Genomic DNA, 13,748 nt, shown 5'->3' with positions numbered 1-13,748 from the left:
CAGGACAAGCCTCACAAGGTCAAGCTGAATGGTTGTCTATGACAGAAACAATATTCTCACAAGAGACCACTTTCTAGGTTACTCACAAGTAGCCTATGGAGGTGGTCTTTTTGTGCGTACTCAAGGGGGAAACTAAATGGCACTACTTAGATTTATGATTAAGGATTACCTAGAGGATAAAGAACTCAGTGGACTAGCTCCTAGGACCATACAGAGCTACGGAGATACACTCAATGAGTTTTCTCGCTGGCTCGTTGCTGAGAAGGAGATCATTAACATCGAGGATATTACTCCACAAGTTATAAAGGGCTACCTCCTCTACTGTTCCAAGGAGAGAGGAAACACAGTAGTTACTCGTAATGGTAAGCTCCAGCACTTGAAAACATTCTTTAGATACCTAGAGGATGAGGACATTATAGAGATCCGTAGCAATCCCACTAACAAGATTAAGCCTGCTAAGACGGACAAAGCCATCAAGGTGTACTCCGATGAACAGATAAAGCAAATGCTTAGATACTACAGGAGGATGCGTTCTCGAGAAAACACGTTGTATAGCTACAGAGGTCATACCGTGATAGTCGTCCTCGCTGGTACAGGCATAAGACTAGGCGAGCTGGTATCCATGAGGTGGGATTCCGTGGATCTACTCAATAAGACTATCACTATCTTCGGGAAGAATCGTAAGAGCCTGTCTACTCCGTTAACGGATAAAGTGGCTCGAGAGTTGTACGAGTGGAGATTATTCTGCGAGAAGTACTACATTAAGTTGCCTGCTCATGTGTTTAATGACCACAGAGGTAACCCACTCACAGTGAACGCTGTCAAGTTAATGTTCACCAGATTGTCTTCACGCATGGGTTTCAAAACTACAGCTCACATGTTTAGGCATACCTATGCGAGCAACTGTTTAAGAGCTGGCATGGATATATACACCTTGAGTAAGCTTATGCATCACTCCCAGATAAGAACTACTGAAGTTTACCTACATGCTTTCGGTAACTCGTTAGCTGAATCCAATGATAAGTATAACCCTCTCAATAGGTTTGACCTATAAGTAAACACAAAAGAGCCCTGCTCTAGTTTGGCGGCCAGACAGGACTCTTTCACAAAATAACTATGGAGCTATTTGCTTATATTGTACTACCCTAAGGTACACTCTGCAAGTAGCTCCTATTAAGGAGATTATTTACTATGAAGGAACTACGAAAATATCAATCTTTTAATTCGATTACTGAGATGGACAATTCTATTAGTGAATACCTGTCAGTGTACAAACTTAAAGAATCAGAGTACACAGTACTATGGAAGCTTGCTTGTTACTCATGCAAATTCATAGGAGTCAGCTACCTCAAGGTAGACTCTTTAGCTGATCTAACAGGTTACTCTAAGCGCACTATACAGCGCGCCCTCAAGGTTTTATCTGAGCTAGGAATTATTACTCGTATCAACCAATTCAAGCCTGTTAAGGGTGGCTATAGCGCTTCAATAACAGTGATCAATTCCTATGAGAGTCACCTTGCTAAGTCACCTTGTGAGGAATCTGTAGAGCCTACTCCTGAGCGAATTGAGGAGCCTCCTTCTCATACAGATACAATTACTTACAAAACTAAAAGCTCTAAAGATAATACATACGTAGACGAGCTAGGCATAGATCACTTAATTGCTGTTGGTGTCCCTGCTGAGTTCGCTAGCTTGGCTATCTCCTTCTTTGATGCAACTGAAGTGTACAAGTTATGGAGCCGTGTTCAATTAGCAGCACGTAAACATGCACCTGACTTGATGGAACTAACAGAGATCGCCGTCTCATCAGTACGAGCTAGTGTGCTGGCATCTAATGTTAAACATGTGCGTGACTTCACTGGATACTTCTACGGAGTTATCAGTCAGAAACTAACACAAGCTCAGCGTTCTCTTAAGTGTCGTCTGTTTAACTTCCTTCAGTAGGATTACTGTAAGTAATATTCCCTATCATCCGGTTCCTGCCTTATCTATGCGAACACCAGACGTGAAGCTATTTAGTGTATGCTCGATTGAATACTGGGTAGGCATTCAATCTGGTCGTTGTCCGTTCTCTGTTGGTACAAGTCTTTGGAGAGAGAATCTCCCTAAAGAGCTGGCAATTCATCAGGTATATGCTCGATTGGATACCGCACGAATCAATAATGACCTCTCAGATTGCTCTGTATGAGATTCTGCGAGACAAACCCTAGCGTTTGTACCTAAACAGGTTGAATCACCTGTACAGTCTCAATAGAACTCCTGTTAGATGGAGACAAGTTGTCCCTCTCTAAGAGGTACCCAAAACAGCTACTGTATACCGAGTGCAAAAAAGTTTAATAAAAGGGTTGCGCAACTTATTTAAGGCGTGTTAAGATGATTTCAAGCAAGGGAGGTGACAAACTTGCAGGAGAAACAACTGAGATACTTCACTAAGATTATGGACGCCTACTCCCTAGATTCAATCGAGGAGGCCCAGAGGTTCTACAAACTGTTCAGCGCCCTCAAGTTATTACCACCGAGTAAACGCAAGGAACTAGTAGACTTATCTTTTGAACGTATCAATGCAGGCAAATCCATTGTGGATAAGTAAACACAAATAGCCCTACCTAGCGAGCACCCTGAGAAAGTGGCTAGATAAGGCTATGCAATTCAGTCGAACCAATACAGGCTCTCCCTCCATAGTAACATGGGTAGGAATAGCTGTAAAGGTTCGACCTCAATAGGAGGCGATCTCATGAACGAAGAACTAAGAGAAGCCATCGTTGTTGTTAGTGGCTCTACAGCTTTCTTGTTTGGAGCTGGATACTTAGTCAGTTACTTAATCGTTAACTTCTAAGCTTTCACCTATCTCATAAAATACTAGGAGGAATACAAATGAATACAACTGTACAGGTAACTAAAGAGGATATTGTTATGCACGAGATCGACACATTAGTATCTCATTATCAGGATGTACTGGCTCGTGTTACTGATAATGAATGTGTAGTAGATACATTCCAACTAGGCCTTATATACGTAGTAACCCTGAGAGCTGGCCGAATCTTCAAGGCTCTTAGCTTCAATCTACAAGAGTTGACTGAGGAGGCAAACTAATGGCATATACTGTATTGACTGTCTTAGGAATAATTGGAATGAATGTGGCTATGGTGGTTATGAATTTAGAAGAAGACCAAACTAAGGGGGAACTCAAATGAACTTATTCAAACGAGTACTAGCATGGGAGAAACGTGAAAGAGAGAACCTATTCAGCCAGCTCAAGGGTGACATACAAACCCACAAAGACAGACTTGTTAGTGGCGCTGAGTTCTACCTAGACGGTGAACGCTGGGTAGTAACTGGTATGTCCGATCTCAAGGTGATTTGGAGCTACAGAGAAGCAAACAGACGTGCTCATATAATGACCAATCAATTGACAGGTGAGAAAGCTAATTTGAACATGAACCACATAAGTAAGATTAGAAAAGTTACGTACAATCCAGTGACTAATGAGGTAACAAGCCGATGAGCACTAACACCAAACTCACTATCTCGTATCACTAATAAAGTTTGCAAAGTAGATACATTCCAACTAGGCCTTACGTATGTAGTTATCTTACGAGCTGGCAAAATCTCCAAAACTCTTAGTTTTAATTTAAACGAGTTAACTGAGGAGGAATACCAATGAAGAAAAAACGAATGGTTGTTTTCCTGTCCAGCATTATCCTGCTGAGTGCCTGCAACAGTTCAACAATCTCCGAAGAGGAATACAATTCCTTAGAGGAAAGGATGACACTCTCAGAGGTTGCTGATCTTGTGGGCGGCAACGGAGAGCGTACCAGCTCTAACGGCTACACAGACGTAACCTACGATGGTGACGGTGAGGAAACTGGCGAGATTGACTTTGCAGTCATGGTATTCGAAAAGGGTAAACTAAGAGTGTGGGATCGAGAAGATAATAACTAAGGGGGAAGAAACTAAAATCTCTAGGACACTCCCCCTCGAGCTGACTCTCATTGAGTCGGCTCTTTTGTTTTTTCCTTATCGATATCATTACGGTAATTGAAATTATAATTTGTATTCATGTGAATACCCTTTATGAGAACGACCCACTGAGGTTACACCCGATGTTACCAATATGTATTTTCTCTATAAGTCTACATTCCCCATAGACACCTACCCCTCTAGCCATAAAAAAAGGTAGCCTCTCGGGATAGAAGCTACCTCAGTTAACCAAACAGCCATATGAAAGCTATCCAAAAGACAGTATTAAAGAATGCGCCTATCAAGACTCCTCTGTGGAGATCACTCATCGACATTACCTCCCCTTATAGACTCATCACTAAAGCGTACACAAAGCCTAACAGGAATACCGCTATAGCTAGTTTGTCCATCCCATCACACTCCTACGGCTAACTCATAGAGAACGAGTACAACAGCAAACAATATAGCTCCTCCAAACCATACAGCACCAGCTAGCAGGAACATCCCACCATAGATATACAAGTAGGACTTAGCTACATCCCACTTGTTATCCGGAGGAAAGCCTAGCTTCTTGAGGCCACTATTGCTCTTCTTCTTACGAGCCTGCTCTAATGCCTTCCTGTCCTCTTCCTCTAGCAGACTCTTAAACCTGTGTTCTAGTTTGACCACATTAGATCACTTCCTCTGATTGAATTAGATTCATTAGTTCATCTCTTATAGCACCACATCGAGTACGGCATAGAAATTACCGACGCAACCAAGTACTACTTAGTCAGCTTCACTTCGACCACTGTAGCCATATTAATGACCTCCCTCTAGGATTACTAGTTCTTTGTTGGATTCAAAATACTTTCTTGATACCTTACGAGTACGAACGCTGTTGAGTGTTCCTCCTAGTGGCTCGATAGACTCCCTCACTAACCTCTCAGTGTTCCCTCTCAGTTGTACCGCTGCTAAGACTGGGTTACCCTCCATAGCCACACACTGTTGAGTTTCCATGTGTTCGCCGTTCTCAATAAAGTTAACATTCACTTGGTAGTAATTCACCGTCTAACACCTCTTTTCTGTAGGTTAAGGTCTCGCTTGCCTTCTCTTGAGAGTGCGTGTCTTTTGTATTCAATCTCGCTTACTTCTCTAGGAGTAACACTAATGAGATCGCACTGAGTAATAACGAAAGCTTTCTCGTATGCTCGTTTGGTTGCCACTGAGTAGGCTTCCATTGTCTGTGTGATATCATCCTCAGTTTGGAACATACGGCTCTCTAGGAATCTCTCATTGTTTTGCTTGTAAGCTATGTCTATACAGAAATAATTCATTGGCCATCTCTCCTTTTAATAACCAAGGAGACCGAAGCCTCCCTAGTATTTTCTAATTGATTGTTGTAAACCTGTATAGTCCATTCCACTTAAGCCTTGCTCATAAGCTGTTCTTGTGACTCTCTGCTCTACAGTTGCTTTAAGTTGTTCTCCATTTACATCTACCTCGCCAGAAACACTATGCTCATGCTTATGGGTAACTGTGATAGCTGTCTTTCCTCCAGTGAATGCCTCCAATCCTGTACCAGCTAGAGCTACATTAGCCTCATTAGCAACCCCTTTGAAGGCACCTCCTACAGCGCGTTCCATCGATCTCACTTGTGTTAATGCTGCCTCGTACCAAGTAGGAAAGAATGCTTCACCTGACTTGTCTAGGTCTGATAGAGGCCCTTTCTTCGCAGGTGAGAATGGTAAGAACGCACGAACCCGTGACATACCTTCAGAGACCGCTGAAGCAGCTTTACCAAATCCTGCTGTAATACCATTAACGAACTCTCCAAGTAATCCTTTACCAGAGTTATAGAATGTTCTAAAGAACCCTGTGAACTTACTAACCATCTTGTCTACACCTTCGACAACCTTCCATGCTGCATCTGAGAATCCGTTTTTAATTCCGCTACCAAACTCCCTAAGCATATCGTCAGCAGCTTTACCCCATGAGCTAACCTTGTCTCTAGCTGCTTGAACCTGCTCATCAAACTTACGCTTAGTTTCATTTACTATTTCGCTAAGTTTGTTAGTTGCGTCAGTCTTCATTTGGTTGTATTTATCTATAACAGCTTGCTTCATTTCTTGAACCTTATCAGAAGCTTTTTGTTTTAGATCTTCCCACTTCTTAGCATTATCTGTTAGGATTTCAGTAAGCTTTTGGATAGCAGCAGCCTTTAACTCCTCATACTTAGCAACTACCTTGTCTTTCATCTCTTGAGCTTTCTCCTTAGCGTTGTCTACAGTCTCGTTCCATTTCTGCTTAGTTTCTGACCACCAGTCCTTAACGGATTGAACCATGTCGTTGTAGGCATCTCCTACAGCCTTAGTCATTCCGTTCCAAGCATCCTTAACCTTGTCCCAAAGCTCTTGAGCATACTTCTTAACCTCATCCCAGTTTTGATACAAGAGGACGCCAATAGCAATCACTGCTGCAATAGCTGCTACTACCCAGAACCAAGGAGAAGCCAACAGCGTCATACTCAACCGACCTAGCAACTTGATAGCGTCAAGTATCCATGAACCAAACAATTTACCTATCTCGATTACCTGATTGATAGCCTTTCCTGTATCATCAATCCATGTAGCTACACTAATAAGAATGCTGAATGTTTTAAACCCTGCCCAGAGAGCTGCTACTAGAGGGATTAACCAATTAGCATTATCTACTACGAACTGGATAGCATTGCTCACTAGACCTAAAGCAGTATCAAGAGCACCTGACTCCCTAGCCCACTCCATGAATCTATTAGCTAACTCGAATACTTGTATAGATACTGGCGCTAACGCTTGGATGATATCCCACAGAGTCAACACTAAGTTGCCTATGAATTGCATAATGACTGGCGTACTCGTCTTAACAAAGTTAACGAAGTCTTGGAAGGCTGTATTCGATTGTAATCCTGCTGCCCAGTTAGCGAACTTCTGAGTCAGATCTACCATGCCATTCCCTAAGTCCATACCTAGTGGAGTGAATGCTATCATAATGTCGCTGAACCCCTTGAGGATATTACCAGCAGACTTCATTACCATTTCGAACATCGGAACCGCAAAAGTATTCATATGCTCGAAGAACTTATCAGCTTTACCTTGAGTGATACCTTCGTTCATTTTGCCTATCATGTTGGAAAATGATTGTCCGACTCCTTGGAAAGAAGGGAACAATTTAGTCATTGTTAATCGGAGAAAATCTGTAGAGTTAGCTATGAGGTTTAACGTAGTAGGAGCCATTTGATTTTCCATCTCTCGCCAAGCATCACTGAGGTTGTTGATAGCTACTACAGCTTTCTTTTCCTCATCGGTGAGGCTCTCCATGATGGCTTGTATCAGAGCCATTTGTTTGGCATAACCTTTCGTGTCACCTGCTATCAGGGCTGCGTTAGCCTTGAGTTGAGCTTCCTCTAATTGGTTTGCCTTCTCCACAGTCTTCATTATTGTAGTAGTCGCTAAAGCACCAAACCCTGCAGCCGCTATACCAGCAGTACCAAACAAGGAAGCAACTGCTCCGAGTCCACCTAACAGAGCTGGAGTCATTGCGCTTGCTGCTATCGTGATACCGCCTATGATGGCTGCCATCTTCTTCGCTTCCGAAGAGGTTTGTCTGAATTGACCGCTAGCTCTATCTTGAGCTTGAATTATAATATCTATCACTGAGGCCATTTAGTAATCACATCCTTATGTTTATGAGAACGACAAATAAGCCCACCTGCAAAGTAGGCTAGTAAGATCCGTCCTCACTAGTTCTTATTTTTCCATCCCATCAAACAAGCTATTGAATAAATTTACGTTCGTAGAGTTAGATGAGTTCTCACGAGACTTCTTAAACTTACGAGACATACCTAAGTCGTCAAGTAACTTGATAGCCCTGTTCTCAAAGTCAACCATTGAGACCTTCTCATTGACTGCATAGCTCATCGACTTACCATTCTTTCTCCAACTCTTCAGTGTATTGATTAGAGCTAGGTCAAGTTTAGCAATGTCTAGGGGATCTAAGTCTTCGTAGTTATTCTTGTACCACTCCATAGTGTCGCTATACCAGTCCTTTTCCTCCTCGGTTAATGTTGCTAAGAAGTCTTTCTGATACAACCCATGTATAGGCTGTCTCCCTTTAGCTAAGTTTTCTTTCATTTTGTTTTTTCCCTCCTCTGTAGTTGCTCCTGTGCTTCTGCCTCCGTGGGCAATACAGCGACCGTTCTTATGAGATGGCGTCGTAGAACAAACACGACCACTCCCAGTCACAGCTCCACAGATAGTCATTTCAGCTTTCAATACCTTCTTGATTTCTTTCATCTCGTCAGAATCTCTCAGGAGTTCACCACTACGTATCCTATCTCTGATATCGTTTATGTACTCTCTGAGTCCTGCTTTTAGTTTCCTTGGGTTAGCCATCTTACTTCCTCTTTTGACCTAAGCCCAGTGAGGCCACGTATTTGTCGTACTCTGCTTGTTCCTGTGGAGTCATCTTACTAGGAGCTTTCTTCTTGCCAATGCTAATGAGATAGTTATCGTACTCCTCTTGGTGTTCCTTGTTAAGTTTATCCTTCTTGTTCTTCTCATGAGTCGCCTTCTCTTCAGCTAATTTCTTCTCAGCCTTGTTTAACTTCTGAGCGAACTCCTCGAATCGTCTTTCCATTCTCAATTGCATATCTTTCATTTGTTGCTTTGCATTCATATTAGTTTCCTCCTCGCTTGTATGCTTATCAGAAAGCCACCTGTTGTGTTATGGCTGTTTGTCTGTTGTGTAGATATCCGGTGGAGACAATTTACCGAGCTGGCTTCCTCCACCTGTGTAGTCTGGTTTCAGCGGTTACCAACTCAGCATCCATCTCTAGGGTAATGCTATAGTTAATCCTGTCTCATTAGATACGAGATAGGTTAATCAACGTTTGTTGAGATAACTCAATGCCATTCTTTTTGAATACATCCTTGATAGCTTCCTCAATCTCTCGAGCAATAGCATTAGCTTGTTCGTTTGCTTGTTTGTGGTCTTCATTGTTCATTTGTACTATCATCTTAAAGTCTTCGTTTTGGTCTTTCTCCCTAGCACTAACAGGTTGAAGACTTTGTGTATCCACGAAGCCATATTCTGTAGCTAAATCTTTAGACTCTACTGGTACTGATTTAAACTTAAAGACATCTTCCTCTATTCCTAATGCTTTATTGATACGAGCTGGAGCGACCACTGATAGGCGAGCCTTTACGTTATGCTTACGAGCTAAGTCTCCACGAGATCGGAACGTTTCTCTGATAGCTAACTGTTTCTTCTCAGCTACCTCCACTAACTTCTCTTGTGTAGACTCGATCTCCTTAGATAACTCCTCTAACTTGTCTTGAGCTTTCTTCTGTTGAGCTAGCGCTACTTTGTCATTCTCATCAATTACTAAACTAGCCTCCACTACAGTTAATGCTTGTTTGATTTTAGACTGATTAGATTGCGCTTTAGATAATTGACTTTGTAGATCCGACTCTTGAGTTAATACTTTGTCTAAATCTTTTTGTGCTGTCTCCTGTTGTTTAACTTTACCGCCTGCTAATAAGTTTTTAAAAGTGTTCATCATTTGTCATCTTCTCCTTTGGGTTTGGGTTTAGTTTGTATTGAGTCGGCTAAGGGGTAGCCTGTGAAGCAATAAGGTTAGAGGATTATTCAGTAATACCAATTAATCTAGCTATCTCTTGTGTACCTTTCTGGCTAACTAACATCTGTAGCTTACCTTTCTCTAAAGGCTTGTAACCGATGTAGCCTTCATCCTTCAAGTATGAATACTTAGCTGTATGAACCCACGAGCCTTTCTTTGTGTAGTAGATTACCTTGAGCTGTCTCAGTAGGTTGTTCAATTGTTGAGCACTTCTGAGACCAAGCTGTTTAGCTGTACTCTCCATAGTCGTAAACCCTTCGATGTCTAGCACCTTCTCGTGGTAAGCTATGGCAGGTGCCTGCTCATCCAACTGAGCTTGTAACTTCTCTGTTGCTTCCACCTGTTCGACTAACTGCAGTAGCGCTTCTTTGTAGGTAGTCGGTAGAGCTGGTTGCTGTACAGCCTTTTCCATTTCGTGAAAGCGATCAATGTAGGCTACCGTGAAGAGAACACCCTTTTCACCTGTCATCTTGTTGGCTACTAGCTCGCACCCTTTACGAGTTAGAAGGTATTTCCTTCTCGGTTCACCTTTAAGGTCGAGGTACTTAGCTGTTACGAAGTAATCTAACGAACGAACTTTTCCGTTGGTTAAAAATACTTCCGAGTATCCATCTATTGTTCTCAGTAAATCCGCGTGTCTTTTCCCTGTCATCTCAGCAACTTCTAAGCTATCAATGTAGTTTACCTCTTGTTGGTTTACACTCAGTTCATTTGTCATTCTCTCCATCTCTCCCTTTTGTTTAATCTTGGTTAACCTGCTCCTCCTGTAGTATGCCGTCAGTGGAATGGACTACCTACCTCACGGATGAACTCTCCGGTACGATCCATTAAGTTCTCGATATTGTAAGTAGTGATGTGCGTCTCAGAGGCAGCATCCTTGATAGTAACCTCTCCAGAGATATCTTCAATGCCATTCTTCCACTCGAATGCTTCTACAAAGCGAATACTCTTCTTAGGCTTGTTAGTCGCTCTCATGTCATTACCGATGTAATACGAGTTAGCGTGTACTCCTCGTTTAATATGGAGGTAACCCTTCGAGACTAACTCTTCTACGTGGCGCTTTACAGTTCTCAAGTTGTACCCTGTTAGGTTTGCCATATCAGTGTAAGTAATCTCTCCACCCACAGTAGCAATCACCTTAATAGCATCAAACGTCATTTGTACGTTCTCCTTTACAGCCACGTCCTCAAACAGTTCCTCAAGCTCCTTAGCTTCGATTCTAGATAGGTTTTCATTCTCTGTAGGCTCTCCCGTCTCAATTAAGTATTCATTGTATTGCTCATCTGTACTTAACCCTGTATAGCCGTTCTCTGTACGCCAAACTAAGTAGTCGCTCCATTGCTTGTCCATTAGATCACCTCCATATGTTTTTGTTTGAGTAGAGTGTACTCTCCCTCACTTATTTCTTTGCAGTCGATACTAATTAGGTAAGTAATACCTGAGTCATATACTTGTCTGTAAGCATCCTTTATGAGCCAGATATGCTCATCTTGTTTGCCTTCTCTACAAGCTGCAATGTGGTGAGTTAGCAATGTAGTATCCGTACCGGTAAAGCGCCACCTCACTAGGTAATGCAAGTAAGTTTTACCCATTAGCTTTTTACCCCCATTAGTTGTTTCATTGATTCAAAGTGTTTCTCCATCCTAGCTTGTCTCACTTGGATGTTATGTTCAGCTTCCACCCTCATTAGTTTTAACTCTAACTCACTTTGTCTCTTAAGCATCTTCACCTCAAATGTCCTTCTCATTATCATCCTCTCCCTTGGTTTATACTGTTTAGCGCTGACTCCTTGGTACCTTAACCTTTCATGACCTTGATAATCTTCTCTGGCTCGTCAATATTTAATGCTGTAGCAATTGAGCTGATCGTCTCTAACGTCCCTGACCCTGTAGCCTTTACCCGAGATAGCGTTGCTCTTGTGACTCCTGACTCTTCAGCAAGCAACGTGAGCGTCTTATTGTGCTGCTTGCATAGGTTTTCTAAATCAATGTAGAACATGATTGTCATATGGTTTCCTCCTCATTAGTTTTAATCTATATTGTCAAAGTTTAATGTATAAGCATATTGGCAGTTCATCCAAAAAGGAGCCAGCTCAGTAGTTAAACCAAGCTGGGATATCAATCATCTGGAGAGATGAAAATGACCTAAATGGATGTTTCCCCGTATCATTCTACACACGGAAGTCCTACATAGGAGGTGAAGTGTTCTTCCTCGCTAGCTACCTCTAAAAGGGGAAAGAGATAACCACCAAGCAAATACACTTGTTTAATTGCTTCATATATATAGTAAGGAATGCATGACCCTTATCGTGTTCTATTAATATAGTAGTGTCTACTTGCTAGTATCTCATCTTAAAAGGTTAACTCCTCCTATTGAATTACGTTTCAAAATAAGACACAAGATATACCTGCAAAGAACGAACAAAAGAGCTACCCTCCTCAGGTAACTCAACTTCATCAATACTAGCGATCATTTCTTATTTGACCTGATGCATGAATTGTATGCGTCAGCTTTTCGTCTTCCTCACGGTCAATCAGCACGTGTCCACCATTGAGACGGATATTCTTTAGGATTTTCTTTACTTCCTTTTTCCACTGTTTGGCGATTGGCTTGCGAGAAAGCATTAGCAACTCGTAGATTCCATCTTCTGTTAGGAACCAAGCATCTTTATTTCCAGTAGACGTATAAACAAAGTTTAGTCGTTTCTCATCCTCGTCCACAGATTTTAACATCATAGTCGGGTTACTGTGGTCAATCCACTCAGCAACATCCTTCGCTAGAAACAACGGATCCTCCACAGTTCCATAAACTTTAAAGTTTCTCCCTAGAACTTCCTGTTCATAGTCGATCTCATAAGTCTTAACCTCGGCAACCGTATTCTCCTCAATATTCAACAACTGAGTGCGGACTTCCTTGGCTACTTCCGAGTCACGTAGTAACATTCCTATTCGGAGGATTGCTCTCTTGGGGAAGAGTGCGTTGCTTTTGTTAGAAAAACTATACTCAGTTCCATCATCTGTTGTGACAACATATCTCCCGATTTTAGTTTTTATTTCTTTAAGGTTCATTTTGAACCTTAAAGAATCTGTAACTTCTTTTCCTGTTTTTGTTTTGTAACCATCAATCGTTAGTTCCTCTCTATGTCTTTTAATAACGTTTCTAAGTGAATCTAGACTAACATTATAGAAATCCGCAACCTGTTGAGTAGTAGCCACTTCCAACTCAGGTAACAACAGCAGGTTCTTTACTCTCTCCAGAACTTCCACTCGATTTACTAAGCTGTCACGCTCCACCTTGTTGTCGATTACCTCGATAGTTACTATTCTTGTATAGCAATATATCCCCTACCCCCTCCTCAACAACCCCTCCTAAAGTTGTACTTTTTCTGTCACTCTGATGCTATTTCGGCTACCTCAAAACAGCTATATCCCTTGGTATAACTAGGTTTACCTAGGAGTCGGACTAGTTCATCTAGCTCTATGCACATATACTCTAGAGACTAACCTATAGAGAAGTACCTAGAGAGATAAAGATATACAGAGAAAACTAATTAGAATACCTGTTAGTAAAGATTTAAATATTTAAAAGTCTACTAGAGGTAGATACTCTAGAGAATAATCTATAAAGGTTTGTCTATCTCGGTAACGAGAAGGTAAATCTTTATAGACCTTACTCTAGAGAATGCCTAATTAGTTCCCAGCTCCTATAGTTCTTGTTTTAAGTTCTTAAATAATTAAAGGACTACAGAGAAGGATCTAATTAGAAATACTCTAAGGTATTACTAACTAGGCTATCTCATATAGTCCTTTGTTTTTAAATCTTTAAATAATTAAATACTTATGGAGATGGGAACTAATTAGGTATTCTATATAGGTATTCTCTTAAGTTCTTTTATCTTTTCTTAAGAGGTTATTCTAATTAGTTTTACCTATCTAGTTAACTCTTTTAAGACACAGTAGTAAATAAGTGACTACGAGATGGCATTCTCTAAGTATTTCACCCCTAATTTTATACACTTGAGGAAGACTATTTGACATCTTAGGGAGTTATACCGTCATGTTACTACTTTTCATAATCTCACTAGTTAACTTGGGAGAGATAGCTAGTGAGGTGGCGGTCTCTAGGGCGT

The 13,748-nt window shown here is 41.4% G+C and carries 16 protein-coding genes; 6 read left to right on the top strand and 10 right to left on the bottom strand.

Annotated elements, in window-relative coordinates; translation table 11 throughout:
• Positions 1-136 precede the first annotated feature (136 nt).
• The 6 genes from MHB52_RS11055 to MHB52_RS11030 all read left to right on the top strand — a co-directional run bounded on the left by MHB52_RS11055 (position 137) and on the right by MHB52_RS11030 (position 3,942).
• A complete protein-coding gene (locus tag MHB52_RS11055; RefSeq protein WP_061663719.1) occupies positions 137-1,054 on the top strand; it encodes a tyrosine-type recombinase/integrase in 918 nt (305 codons plus the stop codon).
• Between the two features lie 137 nt (positions 1,055-1,191).
• Entirely contained in the window at positions 1,192-1,944 is a 753-nt protein-coding gene (locus tag MHB52_RS11050; RefSeq protein WP_061663717.1) for a helix-turn-helix domain-containing protein, read from the top strand.
• Between the two features lie 457 nt (positions 1,945-2,401).
• On the top strand, positions 2,402-2,590 hold the full coding sequence (locus tag MHB52_RS11045) for a hypothetical protein (RefSeq protein WP_017762677.1): 189 nt from the start codon (positions 2,402-2,404) through the stop codon (positions 2,588-2,590).
• Between the two features lie 323 nt (positions 2,591-2,913).
• Positions 2,914-3,093 (top strand): hypothetical protein, encoded by a 180-nt coding sequence (locus MHB52_RS11040; protein ID WP_253703454.1) that lies wholly within the window; start codon positions 2,914-2,916, stop codon positions 3,091-3,093.
• A gap of 97 nt (positions 3,094-3,190) precedes the next feature.
• Complete coding sequence (locus MHB52_RS11035; protein WP_061663714.1) at positions 3,191-3,505, top strand: hypothetical protein; 315 nt, start codon at positions 3,191-3,193, stop codon at positions 3,503-3,505.
• 155 nt (positions 3,506-3,660) lie between these two features.
• Positions 3,661-3,942: a hypothetical protein gene (locus MHB52_RS11030; RefSeq protein WP_061663713.1), complete on the top strand. Its 282-nt coding sequence runs from the start codon at positions 3,661-3,663 to the stop codon at positions 3,940-3,942.
• 432 nt (positions 3,943-4,374) lie between these two features.
• On the opposite strand, the gene MHB52_RS11025 is transcribed toward MHB52_RS11030, so the two are convergent.
• The 10 genes from MHB52_RS11025 to MHB52_RS10980 form a co-directional block, all read right to left on the bottom strand.
• Positions 4,375-4,629, bottom strand: coding sequence for a hypothetical protein (locus MHB52_RS11025; protein ID WP_061663712.1), 255 nt, complete (start codon positions 4,627-4,629; stop codon positions 4,375-4,377).
• 689 nt (positions 4,630-5,318) lie between these two features.
• Complete coding sequence (locus tag MHB52_RS11020) at positions 5,319-7,643, bottom strand: hypothetical protein (RefSeq protein ID WP_061663709.1); 2,325 nt, start codon at positions 7,641-7,643, stop codon at positions 5,319-5,321.
• 84 nt (positions 7,644-7,727) lie between these two features.
• Positions 7,728-8,372, bottom strand: coding sequence for an HGGxSTG domain-containing protein (locus MHB52_RS11015; RefSeq protein WP_061663708.1), 645 nt, complete (start codon positions 8,370-8,372; stop codon positions 7,728-7,730).
• A gap of 1 nt (position 8,373) precedes the next feature.
• On the bottom strand, positions 8,374-8,655 hold the full coding sequence (locus tag MHB52_RS11010) for a hypothetical protein (RefSeq protein ID WP_061663707.1): 282 nt from the start codon (positions 8,653-8,655) through the stop codon (positions 8,374-8,376).
• Positions 8,656-8,842: 187 nt separating this feature from the next.
• Complete coding sequence (locus MHB52_RS11005) at positions 8,843-9,541, bottom strand: hypothetical protein (protein ID WP_061663706.1); 699 nt, start codon at positions 9,539-9,541, stop codon at positions 8,843-8,845.
• 82 nt (positions 9,542-9,623) lie between these two features.
• The gene (locus MHB52_RS11000; RefSeq protein ID WP_061663728.1) at positions 9,624-10,337 is read right to left on the bottom strand and encodes a Rha family transcriptional regulator; all 714 of its coding nucleotides are present in this window, start codon (positions 10,335-10,337) and stop codon (positions 9,624-9,626) included.
• 59 nt (positions 10,338-10,396) lie between these two features.
• Positions 10,397-10,969 carry a hypothetical protein gene (locus tag MHB52_RS10995; protein WP_061663705.1) on the bottom strand — a complete coding sequence of 191 codons (573 nt, stop codon included), beginning with the start codon at positions 10,967-10,969 and terminating at the stop codon, positions 10,397-10,399.
• A gap of 241 nt (positions 10,970-11,210) precedes the next feature.
• On the bottom strand, positions 11,211-11,366 hold the full coding sequence (locus MHB52_RS10990) for a hypothetical protein (RefSeq protein ID WP_172797018.1): 156 nt from the start codon (positions 11,364-11,366) through the stop codon (positions 11,211-11,213).
• Between the two features lie 50 nt (positions 11,367-11,416).
• Positions 11,417-11,626, bottom strand: a complete 210-nt coding sequence (locus tag MHB52_RS10985) for a helix-turn-helix domain-containing protein (protein ID WP_061663703.1) — start codon at positions 11,624-11,626, stop codon at positions 11,417-11,419.
• A gap of 455 nt (positions 11,627-12,081) precedes the next feature.
• Entirely contained in the window at positions 12,082-12,912 is an 831-nt protein-coding gene (locus MHB52_RS10980) for a BRO-N domain-containing protein (RefSeq protein WP_253703452.1), read from the bottom strand.
• Positions 12,913-13,748 lie beyond the last annotated feature (836 nt).

Source organism: Bacillus sp. FSL K6-0073 (genome assembly GCF_038006085.1).
Classification (GTDB): Bacteria; Bacillota; Bacilli; order Bacillales; family Bacillaceae_G; genus Bacillus_A; species Bacillus_A cereus.
This window is presented reverse-complemented; position numbering and strand designations above follow the sequence as displayed.

Excerpts from the sequence above, each read along its gene's own strand:
- MHB52_RS11055 (WP_061663719.1), top strand. The coding sequence starts at position 137 with ATGGCACTACTTAGATTTATGATTAAGGATTACCTAGAGGATAAAGAA.
- MHB52_RS11050 (WP_061663717.1), top strand. The coding sequence starts at position 1,192 with ATGAAGGAACTACGAAAATATCAATCTTTTAATTCGATTACTGAGATG.
- MHB52_RS11040 (WP_253703454.1), top strand. The coding sequence starts at position 2,914 with ATGCACGAGATCGACACATTAGTATCTCATTATCAGGATGTACTGGCT.
- MHB52_RS11035 (WP_061663714.1), top strand. The coding sequence starts at position 3,191 with ATGAACTTATTCAAACGAGTACTAGCATGGGAGAAACGTGAAAGAGAG.
- MHB52_RS11030 (WP_061663713.1), top strand. The coding sequence starts at position 3,661 with ATGAAGAAAAAACGAATGGTTGTTTTCCTGTCCAGCATTATCCTGCTG.
- MHB52_RS11020 (WP_061663709.1), bottom strand. The coding sequence starts at position 7,643 with ATGGCCTCAGTGATAGATATTATAATTCAAGCTCAAGATAGAGCTAGC.
- MHB52_RS11015 (WP_061663708.1), bottom strand. The coding sequence starts at position 8,372 with ATGGCTAACCCAAGGAAACTAAAAGCAGGACTCAGAGAGTACATAAAC.
- MHB52_RS11010 (WP_061663707.1), bottom strand. The coding sequence starts at position 8,655 with ATGAATGCAAAGCAACAAATGAAAGATATGCAATTGAGAATGGAAAGA.
- MHB52_RS11005 (WP_061663706.1), bottom strand. The coding sequence starts at position 9,541 with ATGATGAACACTTTTAAAAACTTATTAGCAGGCGGTAAAGTTAAACAA.
- MHB52_RS11000 (WP_061663728.1), bottom strand. The coding sequence starts at position 10,337 with ATGACAAATGAACTGAGTGTAAACCAACAAGAGGTAAACTACATTGAT.
- MHB52_RS10995 (WP_061663705.1), bottom strand. The coding sequence starts at position 10,969 with ATGGACAAGCAATGGAGCGACTACTTAGTTTGGCGTACAGAGAACGGC.
- MHB52_RS10990 (WP_172797018.1), bottom strand. The coding sequence starts at position 11,366 with ATGAGAAGGACATTTGAGGTGAAGATGCTTAAGAGACAAAGTGAGTTA.
- MHB52_RS10985 (WP_061663703.1), bottom strand. The coding sequence starts at position 11,626 with ATGACAATCATGTTCTACATTGATTTAGAAAACCTATGCAAGCAGCAC.